Raw genomic sequence first — 22,819 nt, forward strand, 5'->3', positions numbered from 1 at the left:
ATCTTTAGGCTTAAAGATACAAAATCTTTAGGTAATAACAAAGCCCCAGCTTGTGAAAGTCGGGGCTTTGTGCTAAACAAAGAAGGTGTGCTTTTTGACACACCTTCTCCGTACAATCTGGAATCACCAACAGAAATGACCTGCTGCAAATACAACTCAAAGAGAATGAAACGCACAGCACCCGCATTCAGGTAGAAAATAGCCTTTCCGTATCACTCAGCATGCTGGCACAATATATCGGACATCCGGCTGACAGTATTGATGTAGCTCAAGTAGTAAGTGATTCACTGCCCGAACATCCTGAAATTTACTACAGACAACCTGAATCGTCACTTCCCCTAACCAATGAATACAATTTGTTACAACAAAACGTAAAAGCTACTCGATTGCAATACAAAATGACTGTTGGAAAAAATCTGCCAACAATTGCGATCGGTGGCGGATATATATACGACAATCTGATGGACAAGGATCATTCGTATTGGATGGGATTTGCGACCGTCAGCGTGCCCCTTTCTGGATGGTGGGGAGGCTCACATGACATAAAGAAACAGAAATTACAAATTCGCAATGCCGAAAACCAGTTTACAGACCAAAGCCAAATGTTGATCATCCGCATGAACAACTGCTGGAACAATCTGACCGAAGCCTACAAACAAGTAAAGATAGCAATCGAATCCATCGGACAAGCTTCAGAAAACCTTCGTCTCCAGAACGATTACTACCGGGCCGGAACATGTACCATGAGTGACTTGCTCGAAGCACAAACTTTATATCAACAGAGCCGTGACAGGTACATGGAATCCTATGCACAATACGAAATCAGGAAGCGGGAATACTTACAAGCTACAGGCAGATAACAATAAGTACATACACTGTGCCTGTAAACATCTACTTCAGCAGCGTAAAGTGCCTCTTTAGCTTGCTAAAGTGCCACTTTACGCAACACATTATTAACCTCTACGGAAACAAGCGAAAAAGATGAAGATTTTCTTCCAAAAGGTATAATGAAACGCCCCTGCTATCAGATTAATTTTATATCTTTACAACCCCGAAAATACCTTAAACCAATTAGCATAAAAACAGGATTCGGGAAAAAGAATATAAACTTAAATGATATATACCATGGAAGAAACAAACCTATTAGCCCCTTTGCTACTGACAATTGCCGGTCTTATGGTAGGAGCTATCTTTAAATCGCTGTTCCAACGGACGCGTATCCCTTACACAGTCGGACTGTTTGCCATCGGACTGATTGCAGGTATTCTAAACAGAGCCGGAGTTTTTCAAAATACTTCTCAACTCAGCCAAGCATTAGACAGTGTAGCCAATATCAACCCAGATCTTATCCTATATATCTTCCTGCCCATACTGATTTTCGATGCAGCCTATGAATTGAATCTGCATATCTTTAAAAAAACGTTGGCAAACGCCACTTTGTTGGCTGTTCCCGGCCTGATCATCTGCATGTTACTGACAGCCGTCCTATTAATGGCACTAAGTCTATTTGTTCCAGGATATGAACAATGGACCTGGACTGCCGCCTTAATGTTTGGTGCCCTCATCAGTGCTACCGATCCCGTCGCTGTTGTAGCTTTACTGCACGAACTGAAAACAAGTAAACGTTTTTCTACTCTGGTTGACGCAGAATCACTACTTAATGATGGTACCGGTATCGTCTGTTTTATGCTGTTCTTTGGCATCACCACTTCAGGTATGAGTAACGACATGACTCCAGTTATGGAATTCTTCCAAGTTGTAGCAGGAGGAGCTATTTTAGGTTTCCTAGCAGCACGCCTTGTCATCTGGTTCATAACTCGCATCAATTCAGAAGAGATGATACAAAACAGTGTTATCATTCTTTCGGCTTATTTAGTATTTATTCTCTCACAATTTTATCTGGGTATTTCAGGCGTCATTGCCTTAGTTGCCTTCGGACTAACCATTTCCTATGTAGGAAAGCCTCGACTTAAACCACAGGTAAACGTTTTTATGGGCCGTTTTTGGGAATTACTTACTTACATTGCCAACACGCTCATTTTTATCATTGTAGGTGTTGTAATCGCTGAGAAAGTCGATTTCTCATGGGCACATTTCGGTATTCTGTTACTCGTCTATGCTTTCCTGAATCTCTTCCGCTATACAACGATCATGATACTTTACCCTATCATGAAACGGTTAGGATACGGATTGAATAAAAAAGAATCCATCATTCTGACCTGGGGCGGACTACGTGGCGCATTGGGAATGACCCTAGCATTAATGGTTTCCTATACTCCAGCTATTCCAGAAGAAATACGTAGCCAAGTGCTATTCTTCACCGCAGGCATCGTAACCCTCACCCTGTGTGTCAATGCTACCACCATGCGCTGGCTACTGAATAAACTGGGACTGATATATACTCCAACGGCACGCACCATGATGGAAAACAAAATACAGAACCATCTGCACGAGAATTCCGAAAAATATTTTGAACGTCTACAAACACGTGATGCCCTCAATGGTGCGAACTGGAAAAAAGTAACCCGATACATAGCCAGTCGCCCCAATGAACAACAGAATATGCCAATAGACAACGACGTGATGAACGAAATCAGACTACGCGTGTTGGATAAGGAAAAAATGCTCACACGTCAAATTTACGACGAAGGCATTATTGCAAAAACTTCTTTCATGTTACTCAGCAACTCGCTGGACGAACTTTACGACCATGACGGGAACAGCCCGTTAGACAACCGGAAGTCTATCTTCAATTTCTGTAATCGTACTTTTATCCTTGACAACATGCAGAAGATACCAGGTATAGGCTCTTGGATAAGCTTTTATTTCAAAGAACGCATTGGAGTGGTCTACGACCTGGGACGAGGTTTTATCATCTTGCAAAAGGAAGATCTCAAGCTATTGGATGATCTAGAAACCTCTAACATGCTAAATGTCGAACAAGCCCCTGTTCTAAAACCATTAAGAGAAGAAATCTTACATAATATCAACGCGATGGATAGCGTACTGGGCAAACTTTCGAGTAACTTCCCGAAAGCCTACAAACATGCTTTGACGCAGAAAGCCATACGCATGTTGCTCTGTAACGAACGGCGTACCATCCGGCAAATGCAGAATGACGGTATCCTATCGGACAAAGACGCTGAACGTTTGTATGAAAGTGTAGACGAACGCAGCGACCAGCTCAATTCACTTAGCCACACCATTCCTGCTTCTCTTTTAAGATGGCTGAAGATCAGGAAAAGGAAAGAATAAACTTAGCCCTAGAACCTATCTCTCAATAAAACAGACTGCACCGAGAAAAGTACAAAAAAGTGAAAACCTTGTTTACGCTTTTGTACTTCTCTCGGTTTACACTATCTTTGCGACCAATACAAAATGGAAACTTATGAAACGAATAAATCTTTTCCACCTGATAACCTCATACCTGATGTTGTTGGTCGCTACAACTTCATGTTGGCAAGATCGCAGCGGTGAATATTACGCTTTGGTGGGATCTAAAAACTGGATTTATACTACCATGCAGGAATATTACTTATACTATCAGGACCTGCCGGAAGAAAGCGAACTAGATTTTTTCCAGAAGCCGGCTGAGTTTCTGAGTAGTGTAGTATCAGAGAAAGACGGAAAGAACGGCGTAACCTATTCACATATCGACTCAATAAAGACCGCCGATACCCGTTCGTTGAGCGAATCACCGACCTTCGGTTTCGAAGCTGTTATGCTCCAAACGCAACAAGGTTCCTATGCCATGCAAGTACTTTATACTCAGCCCCAATCACCTGCTGAAGAAGCTGGATTAAAGCGTGGCGATCTTATTATCGGAGCCGACAATACGGAAATCAGTTCAGGCGACTACTCCAAATATGTCACCAACCCAACGACTGCACATTCTTTCATACTGGGAAATTATAATGCCGATACAGGCCAGATAGACACGACAGGCACTGTAGAAATGCCTGCCCCGCGTATTATTGAAATACAAAATCTGCTCAAGACAACACTTCTTGATACAGGAACACGCAAAGCTGCCTACATCCTGTACAACGAATTCGGACAAAATGATATCGCGCAATGGCAGGCACTATACGGCCAACTGGCCGCCACCCAGCCCAACGACATTATTTTGGATCTGCGCTACAATCCGGGCGGATACGTATCCACAGCACAAGCTGTCGGTACCTTGCTGGCACCTCAGAATGCCCTCGGACAAACGATGCTCACCATGACAGGCAATGATAAACTGGGCAAAGCCGAAACCTATACATTCGATGCCAACCTGTTGCCCAGTGGAAGTGCACTGAGTTACCAGAATCTCTATGTTATTACTTCCAACAATACAGCCTCGGCTTCGGAAATTATCATCAACTGCCTGCGCCCCTACATGACCGGCAATCTTTATCAAGTAGGCCAAGCAACTTTTGGCAAGAACGTAGCACAGGCACTCTACACCAACGACCAATATCCCCAACTCGAACTGTGGCTGACAACCTACTACCTGAGTAATTCAAAAGGCTACAAAGACTACGATGCAGAAGGATTGCCTGCCGACTATACTCAATCAGAATCGTACGGAGGAAGTTTAGGTGAGTTGGGCACAGAAACGGATCCACTGATACAACCCATCCTGATCCGCATGGCAACAGGCAGTTTCCCCAGCACCGAAACGACTACCCGCACCTTGGCATCACCCCGTATGCTCATCGTGAAGAATTCCGTTGCAGACAAGGTAAAGACCGCACGCATCACCTCGCCTTACAAAGCACTTCCAAACGATTTGACAGAAAACTGAAACAAAGTTATCGAGTTTTCGAAACTTAAACCAAATAAATGTGTACCTTTGCAGCCCGAAAACCAGAGAAAAGAAAGATGAATCATAAGTTATGCTGCATAGGGTATATCACCCGCGACAAAATTGTAACCCCAGACAACACAGTCTATATGCCTGGAGGCACGGCTTTCTATTTCGCCAAAGCCATCAGCCGGCTACAGGCCGAAGGCTTCCTGCTGGTCAGCGCACTGGCTGAGGAAGACAAGGCGGCGGCCGAAGAAATCATCCGCGAGGGCATCGAAGTGAAGCTGGTACCCACCACACACTCACACAGCTTCGAAAACATCTACGGAGACAATCCCAACGAACGCCGACAACGCGTCACCGCACAAGCCGACCCCTTCCGCGTCGCCGACCTGGAGGACGTGCGGGCCGACATCATCCACCTGGGCACACTGCTGGCCGACGACTTCTCGCTGGACGTCATCAGGCACCTGGCAGGACGAAGCACACTGGCTGCCGACGTACAAGGCTTCCTGCGAAAGGTGGAGTGCGAAAAGGTCTATGCCGTGGACTGGGAAGAGAAACGCGAGGCCTTGAGGTACATCCACACATTGAAGGCCAACGAGAACGAGATGGAAGTGCTCACCGGATGCGCCGAGCCGCATGAAGCCGCCCTGCTCATAGCCGACTGGGGCGTGAAGACGGTACTCCTGACACTGGGCGACAAGGGTTCGCTCATCTACACCGCGGGGCAGTTCTACGACATACCCGCATACCCCACACTGCAAGTGGTGGACGCCACCGGATGTGGCGACACCTACATGGCCGGATACCTCTACAAACGAAGCCAGGGAGCCTCCCACCAGGAAGCCGGATGCTTCGCCGCCGCCATGTGCACCCTCAAGCTACAAGCACACGGCCCGTTCAACGGGACGGAAGCCATGGTGAACAGCATCATCGGAAAATGATTGCACGCGCTATATAATAAAAAAGGCGTGGAAATTTCCACGCCTTCTTACTATATGCACATCCTCATCGTCTTCGCCGAATACGTTTCCACCACAAATAATATCCGGTCAGCGGTAACGTAGCCCCCAGCAACGCAGCCAGGAACCAGAGTATGCGTGTAATCATCCCGCCGAAACTGCCTACATGCACGCCATAGACCCAACGCTTGTCTACCCCGAAGAACTCATAGAACCATTCGCGGTACCAGCCGAAAGACCAAGTAAGTCCGGTCAAGGCCATAAGCAACAACAATAGCAAAGCATACATGCCGCCTGCCACATGGAGACTGTACCAGAACCGTCGCCAACCATGATGCACCGTAATCTTCAGGCTGCTGGTCAACGCCTTCTTCGTCCGGGGCCACCAAATGATGATTCCTGACAGCAACACGATGACAAACAACAACGTACTGACACCCACAATCATCTTTCCCCAAAATATACCGCCGCCATCCGGCCTGCTGCCCAACAGCCAGCGGTGCAGACTGAACATGGTGCGGAAGAACGGTAAACGTTCATACTTGCCCAGCAACTCGCCCGTATAGGGATTGACAAACACGGCGGCACGTTTGGGCTTGGAAAGATTTACCTGGTAAGAACGTTCCGGGTCGGGATATACGGTCACGCCTTTCACCTTTACTCCATCGGGAAGCGTGGCTGCAACCTTGGCCGCCGCTTCTTCCTGTGTAAGCAGGGGGCCCGAAAGCTGCTCCACCCGATAAAGGTCGGGACGAGCCCACACCGTAATCTCCTGTTCGAACACCAGCATGGCTCCCGAAAAGCATATCAGCGTGATGAGGACGCCGAAAGGCAGTGACAGCCAAAGGTGCAGTTTACGGAAAATACTTTTCATAATGACAAAGATAATTAAATGAAGAATGAAGAATTTACCATGCGGCATATAGCGTATACAGACAGCGCAGCCTAATTCTTCATTCTTCATTCTTAACTCTTCATTCTTCATTAAAATGCGCTCAGTTTACCCAATGCAGTCACGCTGTTTGCTTCGATAGTGATGCCTTTCGTAGCTGTTGCCGCCTTGGGGTCGATCTTATAGATGGCAGGCTGGGCACCGTCTGTCGTCACGACAGGAATATAAGCGTAACCGCCGTCGCTATACGGAGTACCGAAGCTGGAGATAAGGCTCTTATCGGGCATACCTGTTGTCAGCACCGTAAGCTCCTGCGTACTGCCCTGGAAGATGGCCAGTTCGCTGCGGTCGGCCTTGGTGGAATTTGCCACCATGTCTTCCACGCCCTTGCCGTACATCTGCAGCAGGAAGTAGTCCTCCGTGATGTGCCAGCAGCGGAACATGGGGTTGCCGTTGCCTTGCTCCTCCAGGTTGACGTAGTAGGCGTCGTCAAACTCCGTTGCGCCCGCCTTGATTCGCACCACGCCGGAGGGGAGCTTGCCTTCCACCTTATATAATGTATGCGTACCGTCCTCGGCCTCTACGGTCGACTCTGCCTTGGCAGTGCGGCCAAAGCCGGGGGAGAAGACGTAGAGGTCGCCGTTGTCCGCCGCCCAAATGGTCTGGTAATACTGCGAGCGCATGCGTCCGCTGGCGAAGCCTATCCGTCCCGTGCGGGCGATGACGGGCGTCTCGTCGAACGAGTCTCCGCTGTAGATGGCCACGTAGGCGCTGTCGGGATACTGCGTCGAGGGTATCTGCCCCGGCGTATAGCTGCCACTGCCGCTGCCGCCCGTGTGGTCGGTCACCAGGCGGGAGTCGCTTACCAGGTCGGGGTACTTCACCACGCCGTAGTGGCTCATGCCCATGGGCACGACGGAGGTGTAGAGCTTGCCGTTGGCCTCCACAAAGCCGGCGAAGGAGACGCTCTCACCGTTGCCCAGGAAGTTCTCCGCCAGGCGGCTGCCCGTGCGGGTGGTGGCGTCCACGGCGCTCAGGTAGTTGAACTGCAGATACTTGGCATAGAGCGTCTCGCCCGCCTCGTTGGTCACGTTCTCCTGCGTACCCACGTTGGTGGAGGCGGTGATGACGTTGTCGCCCCAAGTGCCGTAGGTCGTGGTGCGGTTGAAGGTGTATCGGCGCGCCTCTTCCACCTTGCCCGTCTGCGCGTTGAGGGCGTAGGCGAAGGCCGTTCCCTGCCCGCCGTCGTTGTACTGGAAGTTGAACAGGTAGGCATCTTTATAGAAGATGAGGTTCGAGCCGCTCTCCGTCTCCAGTCCGTTGCCCACGGTGGTGAGGGTGCCTTCGTCCAGCGTCTCGCTCGTGGCCAGGTACATGGCGGTGCTGCTGCTTCCGCCCGACTGTGCCGCCACGACGTAACGGCTGATGGTTTCGCCCGCCTGCGGTGTGTCCGGCGTGTCCGGCAGGAGGTCACTGCTTTCATCACATGCGATGAACAGGCTGCTTGTGGTGAGGGCTGCAGCCAATGCCCAGGTCATTTGATTAGTCTTCATAAACTCATTATATTATAGATTATAATTATTCACTCATCTGATACTTCATCATCCCCCAAAGTACACACGCACCTTGCCGTAGAACGCCCGCCCCGCCTTCTGTAGGCTGAAATTGTCGTAGAGCTTGGCATCGGTCAGGTTACGGCACTCCAAGGACAGGTTGTAGCGTCCGTTCTTCAGCGAGTATCCCAACGTGAGGTTGTGCGACAACTGTTCGGGCACGCGGCTCTTGGTCGACGCATCGCCGAAGGCTTCCCAGTAGAGGGGGAAGTCGTGTTGGTAGAAGCCATCATACGTCAGCGTCAATACGTTGCCCTTGCCCCACAGGCCGTGCCACGTGAGGGTGGCATCGAAGTTGGCATACATATACGGCTGATTGGGCATACGCTGTCCGTAGGTGAGGCTTTCCTGCTGAGTGCCTCCCGCCACGTAGCGTTCGTTGTCACGTATGTTAGTATTGTTGAATGTACCTCCTACGTTAAACCATCTGCCGTAGCTATAGCGGGCGGAGACGTTGAAGCCCTTGGTCTTGACGCGGCCGTGATTCTCGTAGTAACCGAAACTCATGCCACCCACACGGTCCAGTCCGCGCTGGATGTAATCGCGCGTGTCACGGTAGATGAAGCTGCCTTCCAGGTAGAGGCCGTGCTTACCAAACTGGCGGTTGTAGCTGAGGTTGACGTTGATGTTATCACTCTTCTCCGGACGGAGGTCGGCTTTACCCGCTTCGAGGTCCTCGTCGCCGAAAAGCTCGTCGGTCGTGGGCAGGCGGTAGGCCTTCTCGTAGGAGACCTTGGCTTGCAGTCCGTCGAGGATGAAGTACGTGCCCGCCGCACCATAGCCCAAAGAGCTGACCCGCTGAGTCATGCTGACGTAGTCACCAATGCCGTCCGAGCTTTGCGACACGGGACCCCGGTTATACTGATTATAATATTTGCCGAAGGCGGAGAGGTTCCACTTCTCGGTAGGCATCAGGCGGTAGGACAGGCCGGTGATATTCTTACGGGTCACCTTGGGGATGCTGAAGTCCGACAGTTTGTTGCTGCCTTCCACGTAACTGCGGCTGGTGCGCTTGAAGGTGCTCAGCACGTGATTCAGCGTCAGCGTATGCGCCCGGCTGATGCGGTAATTGGCGGTGAAGGTAGCGTTCCAGTTCAGATTCTTCGACTCGCTGTTCTGATACGACTGCTCGCCGGGCGTACCGGTGTATTTGCGATCGCCCAGCCAGTTGTATTTGTAGGTAGCGGTGTCGATGTTCTGAGTGATATTGTGGTTGTAGTTGGCGGTGGCCACCACGTCCAACCCGCGGGTGAAGAGGTTGCGCTTGGTGTACTCCAACGAAGGCGTGAAGGAATGCCCTTTGCGGTGCTTCTGCCCGAATACGATATACTGGTACACGCCCGTCTGTATCTCCTTGTAATAATTGGAGTAATTGAAGCCCAAGGCCAGGCGGTCGGCCCACGACTTGTCCACCACACCTATCTTGCCGATGACAGCCTCGTTGTGGAAGGTGTCGTTGAATCGCTTAACGTGATAGATTTTCTTGGTGTCAGTGCTTTCGCTCCCGTCCTCGCCGAACTCGGTGATATAGTTGTCAATGTAATAATCGTTGTCCGAATAATTCTGAAAGGCGTTCACCTCGTACATGAAGCCGTTCTTCAGCGTCTGCCCGAAGTTGACGTACGACTTGTGCGTGTTGAACGAGCCGTAGCTGTAGGACGCGTCCACGTGCCAGCGGCGGCGTTGTTTGTTGGTGACGATGTTCACCACACCGCCCAGCGCGTCCGTGCCGAAGCCAACGGGCACCACGCCCTTATACACCTCGATACGTTCGGCAAAGTTCACGGGCAGGTTGTTGAGGTCGAGCGCCTTGCCCGCGCCTTCCTGCGGCACACCGTCGATGAACACCTTCACGTGCTTGCCGCTGAATCCGTCCAGCATCAGCTGCATGTCCGAACCTACTCCCCCACTCTCACGCAGCTTCATGCCCGGCGCCTTGGCCAGCACATCGCTCAAGCTCTTGGCCGTGTTCTGCATCTCGGTGGCATCTACGGCCACGGCGTTGAACGCGCTGCGCTTCACGCGGCTCACTCCGCTGGACACGACCACGACTTCCTCCAGCTGCTGAATGTCCGGCCGGATGGTCAGGTTCAGCACCAGCCGCTCCTCGTCTCCCAAGGTGACCGGCTTCTCCAGGGTCTGATAGCCGACGGCCGACACGACCAGGGTGTATTCGCCTGCCGGAGCCTTGATGCGATATTGTCCTTTCTCATCGGTGGCACCACCGAAAGAAGTCCCCTTCAGATATACTGTGGCGAAGTCCACCGTCTCCTTCTCCGTCGATGTCACCCTTCCCGTCACAACGGTGCGGTCGCCCCGGTGGTGGTGATGATGGGCACCACGATGCCCTTGGGCATACAGGCTTCCGATGCCCGTCACGAGCGATAATATAAATGCGATTGTTTTCATCCTCTATGTGCTTATTTATTCCGCCGCAAAGGTCGGGATAAAAGCACGCCCCCACAATCGCCTGTTATGGGTATTTTAGAAGCCCCTCCCGCCACTCTTCCTGAGAAAACATGCCCGTCAATCCCTATATTTAGGGAAAACTCTACAAGACAACTCACCCCCAAGCCTGGCACATGACACCGTTTCCTCCGTATCATGGCAGCATCCATGTAGTAAGCCGATAGGGAATCATGTAGGATGATTCCTACAATCATGTTACATGATTCCTACAATCATCATACATGATTCCTACAATCATCCTACATGATTCCTTGCCAAGTCCGTACTTCGATACGGTTCAGTCCGAGACAAGGCATCGGCATCTGACGGATGTTCCATATAAAGGTTATTTAGATAGGATTTTATATCCGAGCAGCGAGCTGAATTTGTAGCACAGCCAAGGGATACGCCCCAATATCTGTCCGAAGAAAAATCCCCAGCGCGGACGGAAGAACTTCATGTAGTTGGCTTGGTCCAGCAGGTGCAGGGCGGGTTCCCATTGCTCCACCAAGTGCCCGTTGCTCAGCCCGGAGCGGATTTGTGCCTCGTGCTTACGCAGCGAATCCGGTTTGACGCCGTGCCGGCTCATCATGGTCCCGCAGACATCGAACCAGATTTCTCCTCCGCCGAAGCGGCTTGCCACGTGGTGCAGGAAGCTCCTCACCTGCTTCTCGTAGAAATACATCAGCACGCCTTCCACAATGAAGATAAACGCCCCGTCGGGATGCTTGCAGCGCAGGCCGTCCATCCATTCGGTCTCCAGCAAGGAAGCCGCGATATAAGGGTTGCCCGGCTGTTCGGGTATCAGTTCGCGGCGCAGCGCGATGACTTCCGGAAGGTCCATGTCATAGAAGACCGCTTTCCCGTTTCCGATGCGCTGGTAGCGGGTGTCCAGTCCGCAGCCTACGTTTACGACTACCGGCCGAGGATGCGTGTCGATGAACCGCCGCACGGCACGGTCGAAATACCAGCCGCGCACCACGCAGCCCACTTCGCTCAGCCTGGCCCCGTCGAATTGGGAATAATCATATTCCAGACTGTCTGCCAACCGTTCCGCAGCCTTATCATTCAGAATGGGATGGGCACGACGGCTCTCTTTCGCCCGCATGTATAGCGGAATGAGCAGTGTTTCCGCCACAATGCTCTTAAATTCGTGTTTCTGTTTCATTGTATATCGCAATTTAATAGTGAATGTTTCGATTGAGTGAGAGCAAGGCAATTTCATATTTGCTTTGCCGATTGTGAGAAAGATGCGCAATCATGTTTTTTAACATCACAAAGGTACAGGGCTTGAATTTGTCCGGCAATACCTATTTTTAGGGATTTTACCCGACTGCCCGACATGGGAATTATCCGGCAACAAAACGCCCTCAAATTCCCTATTAGTAGGTATTGTAAGGGAACGGATTTTTATCGAACTTTGCAAGGATTCATGGGGGACATTCCTCCTATACAATTATGATATTCAAAAAAAGGAAAAGTATGAAGATTGAAAAGATTGTAGCCCGCGAGATACTCGACTCGCGCGGCAATCCCACTGTAGAAGTGGACGTCATGTTAGAATGTGGTGTCATGGGACGAGCCGCCGTGCCTTCCGGTGCTTCTACCGGAGAGAATGAAGCCCTCGAACTGCGCGATGGCGACAAGAGCCGCTATCTGGGCAAAGGCACACTGAAAGCCGTAGAGAACGTAAACAAGGTCATTGCCCCCGCCCTCATCGGCATGTCGGCCTTGCAACAACGTGCCATCGACCACAAGATGCTCGAACTGGACGGCACCCCCACCAAGTCCCGCCTGGGAGCCAATGCCATCCTCGGCGTGTCGCTGGCCGTAGCCAAGGCCGCCGCCGCTTATCTGGACATCCCTCTGTATCGCTACATCGGCGGAGCCAACACCTACGTGATGCCTGTGCCTATGATGAACATCATCAACGGAGGCGCCCACAGCGATGCCCCTATTGCTTTCCAGGAATTCATGATTCGTCCCGTCGGTGCCCCCACTTACCGTGAAGGCTTGCGCATGGGCGCTGAAGTATTCCATGCCTTGCAGAAAGTACTGAAAGGGCGCGGACTGAGTACGGCCGTTGGCGATGAAGGCGGTTTCGCCCCGAAACTGAACGGTGTGGAGGACGCTTTGGACTGCATCATCGAGGCCATCAGGCAAGCAGGCTATCGGCCGGGAGAAGACGTCCGCATTGCGATGGACTGTGCCGCATCCGAGTTCTGCGTGAAGGAGGACGGCCAATTCTACTACGACTACACGCACCTGAAGAACGGCATGCCCAAAGACCCGGACGGCAAGAAGCTGAGCGTGGACGAGCAGATAGCCTACCTGGAAGAGCTCATCACGAAATATCCCATTGACTCCATCGAGGACGGCATGAGCGAAGAGGATTGGGAAGGCTGGAAACAGCTGACAGAACGCATCGGACACCGCTGCCAGCTGGTGGGCGACGATCTCTTTGTTACCAACGTGGAATTCTTGCGCAAAGGTATTGAAATGGGTTGTGCCAACTCCATCCTCATCAAGGTGAACCAGATAGGTACTTTGAGCGAAACGCTCGATGCCATCGAGATGGCCCACCGCCACGGCTACACCACCGTCACCTCCCACCGTTCGGGCGAGACGGAGGATGCCACCATTGCCGACATTGCCGTAGCCACAAACAGCGGGCAGATAAAGACCGGCTCCCTGAGCCGTTCTGACCGCATGGCCAAGTACAACCAACTGCTCCGCATCGAGGAGGAACTCGGTGGCGACCTGGCCGTATATGGCTACCGACGCATCAGGTAACCTGCAACGACCATAGATTTTACTTGGAAATGCCCTCCGCTGACGGAGGGCATTTTTATATTATTCCCGGCTCATCAACCGCTGCTCGGCCATGCGCTCGTATTTGGTATCGGGACGGCCGTAGTTGGCATACGGATAAATGGAGATACCGCCACGAGGAGTGAACAGGCCTGTCACTTCGATGTACTTGGGATTCATCAGGCGGATGAGATCCTTCATGATGATGTTCACACAGTCTTCGTGGAAAGCACCGTGGTTACGGAAGCTGAAGAGATAAAGCTTGAGACTCTTGCTCTCTACCATCTTCACGTCAGGGATGTAGGAGATGCGTATCTCGGCAAAGTCGGGCTGGCCAGTGATGGGGCACAGACTGGTGAATTCGGGGCAGTTGAAACGCACCCAGTAATCGTTCTCGGGATGTTTGTTGTCGAAAGCTTCGAGTACTTCGGGAGCATAGTCCTGCTTATACTCAGTCTTGCGGCCCAGCAGGGTCAGTTGGTCTTTCAGTTCAGTCATTGTTCGGATGGTTTAAAGAAATTTCTTTTTGAGGTACATGTTTTTGTTCGCCAGGTATTTCTCCAGTCCCTCGCGGCGCAGCTTGCAGGCAGGACAATGTCCGCATCCGTCGCCGGGAATGCCGTTGTAGCACGTCAGCGTGTCGTGGCGCACCAGGTCGAGTACACCCAGTTCGTCGGCCAGCGCCCAAGTCTCGGCCTTATCAATCCACATCAATGGGGTGTGGATGACGAACTGCTCGTCCATAGCCAGATTGATAGTCACGTTGAGCGACTTGATGAAGGCGTCACGACAGTCGGGATAACCGCTGAAGTCGGTCTGCGACACACCCGTCACCAGATGGTTAATGCCTCGCTCACGGGCATAGACGGCGGCAATGCTCAAGAAGAACAGGTTGCGGCCCGGCACAAAAGTGTTCGGGAAAGAATCGACCGGCTTCTCCTGATCCATCACCATCGAGGTATCGGTCAGCGAATTGTGGCCCAGCCGACCAATGAACGACACATCCATGACATCAAAATCGACACCGGCCTTTGCGGCAATCTGCCGTGCCAGTTCCACTTCTTTCTGATGTTTCTGCCCGTAGAGGAAACTCAGGGCTACTACTTTCTTGAATTCACGTTTGGCCCAGAAAAGGCAAGTAGTTGAATCTTGCCCTCCGCTGAACACAACCAAAGCTGTATCACGGTTCATATACAATAATAATTTAGGTATACTGTTAAGAAAAACGACTACAGATTGCGCAGATGGAGGCAGATGGGTACACTCAGATATCCTTCACTTTCCACACCTTGTAAGAGATGCCTTCGTCGTAAACATCACTACCGTCAATGCGCTTCACAGCCTTCACCACACGAATGGTAACGGGCAGGATAACCACCTCGTAGGCCGACTTCAACAAAATCTGCAAGCCCATCATTACTACCAGTTCGCGCCAGGCGATGACACCGCCGAAGGCAACAGGGAAGAAGATGAGCGAGTCGGCTGTCTCGCCCACCACGGTGGACCAGATGGCACGCGCCGAGAAGTTGCGCCCGCGGCTGGCTATCTTCATGCGGCTCATGACGTAGGCGTTGAGAAAAGAGCCTACCAAAAAAGCCATCAGACTGGCCGCTACGATACGCGGCGCCATGCCGAAAACAAAGTTAAAGTGTTCCTCGCCCTCCCAAAACGGAGCAGCAGGCAGAGACACGGCTATCAGCCCCAGCGTAACAACGAAGAAATTCATCACAAAGCCACTCCAGATGATGAGACGAGCCTTGCGAAACCCCCAGACTTCGGCAATACAGTCATTGATGATGTAAGAAATAGGAAAAACCAGCAATCCGGCGGTAACGGTAAGGCTGCCCAGCTGGATGACCTTGGTCTCAAGAAGATTGGCTGCGATGAGGCACACGTTGAACACGATGCCCATCAGCATAAAAGATACGGATACTTTTTGCTTCATACTCCTGTTTTTTACGTGGTTGTCCTAGAATACACGGCCGCTATTCACGGCATCTCATTTCAAAAATCGGCTGCAAAGATAAACTTTTCTGCGTAAATGGCCAACAGGAGAAAACAAAAAGAGGTTGCCGAAATACTGCCGACAACCTCTCAAGTAAATGCTTCAAAGGGAAAAACGAGTGTCAGAACTTATAGTCGATACCTACGCCGAACACCTTGTTCGTGCGGGTGAACACATCAGTACCTGGCAATTTGGGAAGCTGGGAAGCCACCGACTCAGGCAGGCCGATGTTCTGAAGTTTCTGCACCATGTTGTTGTAGTCGCTGCTTTCGCGGGTATAGTCGTCGTAGTTCGTCCAGAAGTAGGCAATGTTGAGGTTGAGATTCTTCGCCAGCTTGATGCCCGCACCGAAACCAAACGACCAGGAGCTGGTAACGAAACTGATGTCTTCCATGTAGTCGTCCGTCAGGCCGTACTTCGTGCGCTGCATACCACCGCTGATCTGTATGCGCTTGTGCACATCCCACTCGATGCCGGCCAGGTATTCGTTCGTACCGGCCGAAAGCAACTTCTGCTTGCCGTTGGCCATATCGGCCTGCTTGTCGAAGAAGTGGTGATAGCCCACAGAAGCACGGAGCGTTGGCAACAGGTCGTAGGACACACCGACGGTGAGCAGGCCGGGGATGTCGCTGGGGGTATTGATGCCGTGGTCGTAGGCGGGGAAACCAGTCGTATTGATGCGTGTGTCATTCTCCACATTCAAATTGGTATTGAACTCATATTTCACACCGACATTCAGTTTGTTCCAGTTGAAATCGAGGCCGATAATCGGTGTAAGCCCCCACCCCTTCTGATCACAATCCAATTCCTTATCCTCAGTAGCTTTTGCCAGCATACCCAACAGAACTTTCTGCTGCCCGTCAGGCAATTGTGCCGCCATGGACTCGAAAGTAGCAGATGCAGGTACCATTGTCTTCGTACCCGGCATATTAATTTGGATATCACGCAGGTAGCCCGTATAATTATTGTTTACGTAGTTCATGCGACCACCGACGAAAGCAGAAAAATGTTCGTTGATCTTATATGTGACGCCCAACTGAAGCCCGTAGAAGAACTGGCTGCCCTCCATATAGCTGTCCACATTGTATCGGTTGATGCCCATGCTCTGTCCGAAGACGGGCAGCATGGAGATGATGGACTCGAACGAGGCCAAGCCCTGGTTGAACGTAGCCTTACCGCCACCACCTGTCACGGCAAAACTGCCCGAGAATACCCAGTCGCCGTTCTTGTAGGCCGCCTGGAAGCTGGGAATGACGGGAGCCGAAGCCTCGCCCTTGAAGAGCTTGGTGGCATTGCCCCCGTTCTGCACGCCATAGGCAAAGGGAGCGAAGGTAGAAGTTATCTGACGCGTCTGATAGGCGCTCTGGATGTTCAGCGACAGATGCAGGCCGTCGCCACCCTCGATGAAGGCCAAGCCAGCCGGATTGGAGTAAACAGCATCGATACGGGTCGAAGCATCACGCGCCAGCATGCGCAAGAATAGGACATTCTGATTGGTATTTGTCAGGAAACCTCCCGCGAAAGTTGGGATTGAAACCATCAGCAGCGCTGTGCCGATTAACAAGTTTTTTCTCATCTATTCGTATTTTTATTGATTTCGGCGGCAAAGGTACAATAAAATTGCACACCGGCAATGAAATTGTGCAAAATTTATCTTCCGAACGTCCTGCGGAGGCGGAAAAAGAAACCGTTTCGGATGAAACAACCCCTTCCGGGGCCCCTCTACGGCCGTCGGCAGACGCCTGAAGTGACGCCGAGGGCCGCGGAAAGCTTTCGGCAGGTCGAAGAAGTAGTATGACGAGGCTATAAAGCGCCTTATAACGCCAAAATATTAGTACGACGGAATGAAAATGTGCGTTTTCACCCCATCGTATTAATATTTTTGTATGAAAAGGTACATTTTCACTCCGTCGCACTAATACTTCAGCATGAAAAGGTACATTTCTACTCCGTCGTATTAATATTTTGGCATGAAAAGGCGCATTTTCATTCCGTCGTACTAATATTTTGGTACGAAAAGGCGCATTTTTACTCCGTCATATCAATATTTCAAAATGAAAAGGTGCATTTTCATTCAATCAGACTAATATTTTAGCATGAAAAGTCGCATTTTCACTCCGTCATATCATTTCGGAAGGCAGGCGAAAAAAGTTTCCGAACCTCCGAAAGCCTTTCTATGGCCAAAAATCGCTATCTTTACACCGGCAATCCGCCGCCGGAGGGAGCAGAAGTAAACATTTCCGCCGCCGAATTGTTATGGAGACATACGCATGGACTGATAACCCCTAAAAAACGACTCAAATATCATGGCAACAACAATCGCATTCTTCGGCACGAAGCCCTACGACGAGGCTTCGTTCAACGAGAAAAACCGAGAGTTCGGTTTCGAACTCCGTTTCTACAAAGGTCACCTGAACAAGAACAACGTCATCCTGACGCAAGGCGTGGACGTGGTCTGCATCTTCGTGAACGACACGGCCAACGCCGAAGTCATCCGCCTGATGGCCGCAAACGGCGTCAAGCTACTGGCCCTGCGCTGCGCGGGCTATAACAATGTGGACCTGAAGGCCGCCGCCGAGTGTGGCATCACCGTAGTGCGCGTGCCCGCCTACTCGCCTTATGCCGTGGCCGAGTATACCGTGGCCTTGATGCTCTCGCTCAACCGCAAAATCCACCGCGCCTCGTGGCGCACGCGCGACGGCAACTTCTCCCTGCACGGCCTGCTGGGCTTCGACATGCACGGCAAGACGGCCGGCATCATCGGCACGGGCAAGATTGCCAAGAAGCTCATCAGCATCCTCCGCGGCTTCGGCATGAACATACTGGCCTACGACCTCTATCCCGACTACAACTTTGCCCGCGAGAACCAGGTGGTCTATACCACACTCGACGAGCTCTATCACAGCTCGGACATCATCTCCCTGCACTGCCCCCTGACGGAGCAGACGAAGTACCTCATCAACGACTACTCCATCAGCAAGATGAAGGACGGCGTGATGATCATCAACACCGGCCGCGGACAGCTGATCCACACCAACGCCCTCATCGAAGGACTGAAAAACAAAAAGATCGGGTCGGCCGGACTGGACGTCTACGAGGAGGAGAGCCAGTACTTCTACGAAGACCGCTCGGACAAGATTATCGACGACGACACGCTGGCGCGCCTGCTGTCGTTCAACAACGTCATCGTCACTTCCCACCAGGCTTACTTCACACAGGAGGCCCTGAGCAACATCGCCACCACCACCCTGCAGAACGTCAGGGACTTCACCCTGGGCAAGCCGCTGGAAAACGAGGTGAAGCTCTGAAGCGGAGAGTGGCATCAAGCCGCCCCCGCCCTATCAAAAAAATCAATAAAATAGCCACCCGCAGGCGGAGTTTCGGCCAGTTTTTCGTAATATTGCAGGGTGTAACAAAGAAAACGAGCATGAAACTGGACTACATCTACCACAGCGGCTTTGCCATCGAGGCCGACGGCGCGACCATCCTCATCGACTACTGGAAGGACTCGTCCGCCGAAGCGGGCCAGGGACTGGTGCGCGACCGCCTGCTCCACAGGCCCGGCGCCTTCTACGTCCTCGCCACCCACTTCCACCCCGACCACTTCAACCCCGAGGTGCTCCGCTGGCATGAAGTCCGTCCTGACATCCATTACATTTTCTCGAAAGACATTTTGAAGCACCGCCGCGCCAAGGCCGACGACGCTTTCTATATAAATAAAGGTGGCGTCTACGAAGACGACCACCTACGCATCCAGGCCTTCGGCTCTACCGACGTAGGCGTCTCCTTCCTACTCGACGTGCAGGGCGTCCGCCTCTTCCATGCCGGCGACCTGAACAACTGGCACTGGAGCGAGGAATCTACCCCGCAGGAAATTCGCAAGGCCGAAGGCGACTACCTGGCCGAAATCCGCGACCTGCAGCAGGAATCGCCTGCCGTCGACGTTGCCCTCTTCCCCGTAGACCGCCGGATGGGCCGTGACTACATGCGCGGTGCCCTCCAGTTCGTAGAACGGATAAAAACCCGTATCTTTGTGCCCATGCATTTCGGCGACGACTACGAAGGTGGCAACGCCTTCCGTCCGCAAGCCGAAGCCCACGGTTGCCGCTTCCTCACGATCGACCACCGTGGCGAAAGTTTCGACATCTAACATCAAAAAAATAGAACGCAATGAAAAAATTGACTAAACTCCTATTCATCGTCCTCTGCCTCTGCCTGCCCACCGTACTCCAGGCCCAGAAGCGCGACGACAGCAAGTACCTGGCCGGAGCCGTTCCCGAAGAAGACGGCAAAGTCGTATTCAGCAAAGAATTCAGCATCCCCGGCATGTCGCAGGACGAAATCTTCGAACGCATGCAGAAGTGGATGGACCTCCGCCTGAAGAAAAACCAGAACGAAACCAGTCGTGTGGTCTATACCAACAAAGAAAAAGGCCAGGTGATAGGCATAGGCGAAGAATGGCTCGTGTTCAGCTCCAGCGCCCTATCACTGGATCGCACCCTCATCAACTATCAGCTCAGCGCCTTCTGTCAACCGGAAAAGTGTGAGTTCCGCATTGAAAAGATACGCTATACCTACCGCGAAGGCCGCGACCAAGAAAAATATGTAGCCGAAAAATGGATCACCGATGACTATGCCCTGAACAAAAGCCAGACTAAACTGGTATTGGGTCTGGCCAAATGGCGCAGAAAGACCGTAGACTTCGCCGACGAACTCTGCAAAGAAGCCACCCAAGCACTGAGCGTCGCTAACATTGACCAAATCGTGGTCCTTACCGACGAAGAAGTTGAAGAAGCAAAAGAAAAGAAAGAAAGTAAAGCTATTGTCAACTCGGGTACCACGGTTATCAACACCAAACAGCAGCCCGTAGCCCAGCAGGCCGAGACACCCGTTGTAGCACCCGCAGCCCAGCCTGTGGTTGAACAAACCCCCGCTCCTTCCTCGCAGCAGAGCGCGTACAAGGAAGTAGCCCCCGACCAATTACCTGCCAATGCTATTCAGATAGGCGCAGGTAAGCTGGTTATCGTCATCGGCACCGACGCCTTCAACATGACCATGATGACAGCCAACGCCGGAGGCTCGCTAGGCAAGATGTCAGGCAAGGCAGTCATCTACACCTTCCTCTCGCCCGACCAACCCCACGAACAGCTCGATCAGGCAGCCACCTATACCGTCCGCTTCTACCCCAACGGACAACAGGAACCCAGCGTCGTACTCGAGTGTAAGAAACTCCCCTCACAGGAACCGTTGGAAGGCCAGCCACGCATGTACATTGGCGAAATCGTGAAAGCACAAATGAAATAAACCTCTGGGCGCGGGATTCCAGTAAATCCCGCGCCCGATAAACCATTATTCAAAACCAATCATGGAAATCAAAAGCAAATTCGACCATTTCAACATCAACGTCACCAACCTCGAACGCAGCATCGCGTTCTATGAAAAAGCCCTGGGCCTCAAGGAAGACCACCGCAAAGAAGCAGCCGACGGTTCGTTCACCCTGGTCTATCTGACTGACGGATGCAGCCCCTTCCTATTGGAGCTTACCTGTCTGAAAGACCATACCCAACCCTACGAACTGGGTGAAAACGAAAGTCATCTGTGCTTCCGTGTCAACGGTGATTACGATGCTGTCCACCAGTATCACAAAGAGAATGGTTGGGTATGCTTCGAGAACGAAGCCATGGGTCTGTACTTCATCAACGACCCCGATGACTACTGGATTGAAATTCTGCCTGCCCGATAATCCACATTCCTCACCCGTAAACAATAAAACTTATGAGTATAGAAGAAGCTATGATGGGCGGTATCGTCTTTAAGGGGAAAAAAGAGAAACCCAAAGGCGAAGCCAAAGTGAAAACCAAAGCCAAAAAGAAAACCTATATTACCGGCCTCCACAATTCGGGAGCCGCCAAAATGAAAGCCGAAATCCGCCGCAAACGCGCCAACAGACATAAGAAATGATATACACCGACCTGCTGACAACCGACAAAGACCCGATGGGAACAGCCATCCTTGACTACCTGAAACATGGGAAAGCCGACAAGCTGCGCGTATTCTCTTCCCAGTTCGATGAAGACGAGATACCGGTCCGTACCCTGTTCCGCACAGAAAAACAGATGGCCCCGTTGGAACGGACAGCCCTGCAACTCGCTACCGGCCGCATCCTCGATGTAGGTGCCGGAAGCGGTTGCCACAGCCTGATCCTTCAAGCAGCCGGGAAGGAAGTGGAAGCCATCGACATCTCTCCGCTATCGGTAGAAGCCATGCGCAAACGCGGTGTAAAGCAAGTTACACAAGCCAACCTCTTCAATGAAAGTTTTTGCGGCTCCTACGACACCCTCCTTATGCTGATGAACGGATCCGGCATCATCGGACGGCTGGAGAACCTGCCCGCTTTCTTCCGGAAGGCCAAACAACTGTTGCGCCCCGGAGGCAGCATCCTGATGGATTCCAGCGACCTGCGCTACCTGTATGAAGACGAAGACGGAAGTTTCGTCATCGACATCGCAGGCGACTATTACGGCGAGGTAGATTTCAAGATGCAATACAAGGATATCATAGGCGATCCGTTCGACTGGCTCTACATCGACTTCCAGACCCTTTCCCTCTACGCCGCACAAAACGGATTCGAAGCCGAACTGGTAAAAGAGGGAAAACATTACGACTACCTGGCCCGGCTTCGCCCGAAAGCTTGAATCACTCCTCGGCCAGCATCTCGTCTATCTTTTCGACCAGCCGCTGGAATTCTTCCGGATTGTACAGACGGGTCAGCATAACGATTTTCCCATCACGGTCTATCAGCACATTGCGGGTAATGCCTGCCTGTCGTTGTGCATAAAGGGCAAAGACATCGGCCCCCGGATCCAGAGCTAGCGGATAGGTCACTTTGGTGGCCTTTCCGAAAGCAATGACTTTCTCCAAAGGCTCGTCGCGGTCGATGCCCATCAGATAAAAGTTTTTGTTATCCTTGTGCTTCTGCCAGATATCCTTCTCGATAAATGGCATCTCCTTGCGACACACGCCACACCAGCTGGCCGTAAACTGGAGCATCACCACCTTGCCACGCAGGCTGGACAGCTTCACGCTCTGCCCGTCCGTGAACTTTACTGTAAAATCGGGAGCCTGTTCGCCCACCTTAACAATATACCCGTTGGCGTCAGCCTGTTTTTCCTGAGCATTGCCTGCCAGAGCAATCATTGTCAGCAGACAGAAAAAGAATAGATTCAGTCGTTTCATGTTGTTTCGAGTTTATAAATTTGTCACATTCGCAAAGATACACTTTAATCTGAT

Annotated in this window: 20 protein-coding genes and 1 pseudogene; 12 read left to right on the top strand and 9 right to left on the bottom strand. The window is 51.8% G+C overall.

Annotated elements, in window-relative coordinates; all coding sequences use genetic code 11:
• The 5 genes and pseudogenes from HF894_RS07850 to HF894_RS07870 form a co-directional block, all read left to right on the top strand.
• A partial coding sequence (locus HF894_RS07850; protein WP_204970532.1) for a hypothetical protein occupies positions 1–195 on the top strand: 195 nt, incomplete at its 5' end.
• Positions 108–860: pseudogene (locus tag HF894_RS07855) on the top strand (TolC family protein); the annotation flags it as partial. The gene HF894_RS07850 and the pseudogene HF894_RS07855, both read left to right, overlap by 88 nt.
• 265 nt (positions 861–1,125) lie before the next feature.
• Positions 1,126–3,255: a cation:proton antiporter gene (locus HF894_RS07860; RefSeq protein ID WP_204970525.1), complete on the top strand. Its 2,130-nt coding sequence runs from the start codon at positions 1,126–1,128 to the stop codon at positions 3,253–3,255.
• Positions 3,256–3,388: 133 nt separating this feature from the next.
• On the top strand, positions 3,389–4,792 hold the full coding sequence (locus tag HF894_RS07865; protein WP_204971566.1) for a S41 family peptidase: 1,404 nt from the start codon (positions 3,389–3,391) through the stop codon (positions 4,790–4,792).
• A 77-nt stretch (positions 4,793–4,869) separates the two neighbouring features.
• Entirely contained in the window at positions 4,870–5,742 is an 873-nt protein-coding gene (locus HF894_RS07870; RefSeq protein WP_075317319.1) for a PfkB family carbohydrate kinase, read from the top strand.
• 64 nt (positions 5,743–5,806) lie between these two features.
• On the opposite strand, the gene HF894_RS07875 is transcribed toward HF894_RS07870, so the two are convergent.
• The 4 genes from HF894_RS07875 to HF894_RS07890 form a co-directional block, all read right to left on the bottom strand.
• On the bottom strand, positions 5,807–6,634 hold the full coding sequence (locus HF894_RS07875; RefSeq protein WP_204971567.1) for a PepSY-associated TM helix domain-containing protein: 828 nt from the start codon (positions 6,632–6,634) through the stop codon (positions 5,807–5,809).
• Positions 6,635–6,744: 110 nt separating this feature from the next.
• Entirely contained in the window at positions 6,745–8,205 is a 1,461-nt protein-coding gene (locus HF894_RS07880; RefSeq protein WP_204970528.1) for a DUF4374 domain-containing protein, read from the bottom strand.
• A gap of 48 nt (positions 8,206–8,253) precedes the next feature.
• On the bottom strand, positions 8,254–10,674 hold the full coding sequence (locus tag HF894_RS07885; protein WP_204971568.1) for a TonB-dependent receptor: 2,421 nt from the start codon (positions 10,672–10,674) through the stop codon (positions 8,254–8,256).
• Positions 10,675–11,059: 385 nt separating this feature from the next.
• Complete coding sequence (locus HF894_RS07890) at positions 11,060–11,881, bottom strand: class I SAM-dependent methyltransferase (protein ID WP_204970530.1); 822 nt, start codon at positions 11,879–11,881, stop codon at positions 11,060–11,062.
• 314 nt (positions 11,882–12,195) lie between these two features.
• Between HF894_RS07890 and eno the strand changes: the two genes are divergently transcribed.
• Positions 12,196–13,506, top strand: coding sequence for a phosphopyruvate hydratase (eno, locus tag HF894_RS07895; protein ID WP_204971569.1), 1,311 nt, complete (start codon positions 12,196–12,198; stop codon positions 13,504–13,506).
• 60 nt (positions 13,507–13,566) lie between these two features.
• On the opposite strand, the gene queF is transcribed toward eno, so the two are convergent.
• The 4 genes from queF to HF894_RS07915 form a co-directional block, all read right to left on the bottom strand.
• On the bottom strand, positions 13,567–14,022 hold the full coding sequence (gene queF / locus HF894_RS07900) for a preQ(1) synthase (protein WP_204970628.1): 456 nt from the start codon (positions 14,020–14,022) through the stop codon (positions 13,567–13,569).
• 12 nt (positions 14,023–14,034) lie between these two features.
• Entirely contained in the window at positions 14,035–14,715 is a 681-nt protein-coding gene (gene queC, locus HF894_RS07905; RefSeq protein ID WP_204971570.1) for a 7-cyano-7-deazaguanine synthase QueC, read from the bottom strand.
• A gap of 73 nt (positions 14,716–14,788) precedes the next feature.
• Positions 14,789–15,469, bottom strand: a complete 681-nt coding sequence (locus tag HF894_RS07910) for a queuosine precursor transporter (protein ID WP_204971571.1) — start codon at positions 15,467–15,469, stop codon at positions 14,789–14,791.
• 181 nt (positions 15,470–15,650) lie between these two features.
• Positions 15,651–17,105: an OmpP1/FadL family transporter gene (locus HF894_RS07915; RefSeq protein WP_204971572.1), complete on the bottom strand. Its 1,455-nt coding sequence runs from the start codon at positions 17,103–17,105 to the stop codon at positions 15,651–15,653.
• Between the two features lie 730 nt (positions 17,106–17,835).
• Here HF894_RS07915 and HF894_RS07920 point away from each other — a divergent pair.
• The 6 genes from HF894_RS07920 (at position 17,836) to HF894_RS07945 (ending at position 22,224) form a co-directional block, all read left to right on the top strand.
• Positions 17,836–18,837 (top strand): 2-hydroxyacid dehydrogenase, encoded by a 1,002-nt coding sequence (locus HF894_RS07920; RefSeq protein ID WP_204971573.1) that lies wholly within the window; start codon positions 17,836–17,838, stop codon positions 18,835–18,837.
• Positions 18,838–18,956: 119 nt separating this feature from the next.
• On the top strand, positions 18,957–19,679 hold the full coding sequence (locus HF894_RS07925) for an MBL fold metallo-hydrolase (RefSeq protein WP_204971574.1): 723 nt from the start codon (positions 18,957–18,959) through the stop codon (positions 19,677–19,679).
• Positions 19,680–19,699: 20 nt separating this feature from the next.
• On the top strand, positions 19,700–20,833 hold the full coding sequence (locus tag HF894_RS07930) for a DUF4468 domain-containing protein (RefSeq protein WP_021847529.1): 1,134 nt from the start codon (positions 19,700–19,702) through the stop codon (positions 20,831–20,833).
• A 61-nt stretch (positions 20,834–20,894) separates the two neighbouring features.
• Positions 20,895–21,272 carry a VOC family protein gene (locus HF894_RS07935; RefSeq protein WP_204971575.1) on the top strand — a complete coding sequence of 126 codons (378 nt, stop codon included), beginning with the start codon at positions 20,895–20,897 and terminating at the stop codon, positions 21,270–21,272.
• A 32-nt stretch (positions 21,273–21,304) separates the two neighbouring features.
• On the top strand, positions 21,305–21,490 hold the full coding sequence (locus HF894_RS07940; RefSeq protein ID WP_021847527.1) for a hypothetical protein: 186 nt from the start codon (positions 21,305–21,307) through the stop codon (positions 21,488–21,490).
• Complete coding sequence (locus HF894_RS07945) at positions 21,487–22,224, top strand: class I SAM-dependent methyltransferase (RefSeq protein WP_204971576.1); 738 nt, start codon at positions 21,487–21,489, stop codon at positions 22,222–22,224. The genes HF894_RS07940 and HF894_RS07945 overlap by 4 nt, the downstream gene beginning before the upstream one ends.
• Before the next feature lies 1 nt (position 22,225).
• Here the strand turns inward: HF894_RS07945 and HF894_RS07950 are convergent, their stop codons facing one another.
• On the bottom strand, positions 22,226–22,765 hold the full coding sequence (locus HF894_RS07950; RefSeq protein ID WP_021847525.1) for a TlpA family protein disulfide reductase: 540 nt from the start codon (positions 22,763–22,765) through the stop codon (positions 22,226–22,228).
• Positions 22,766–22,819: the final 54 nt, after the last annotated feature.

The organism is Caecibacteroides pullorum (genome assembly GCF_019239235.1).
GTDB lineage: Bacteria > Bacteroidota > Bacteroidia > Bacteroidales > Bacteroidaceae > Bacteroides > Bacteroides pullorum.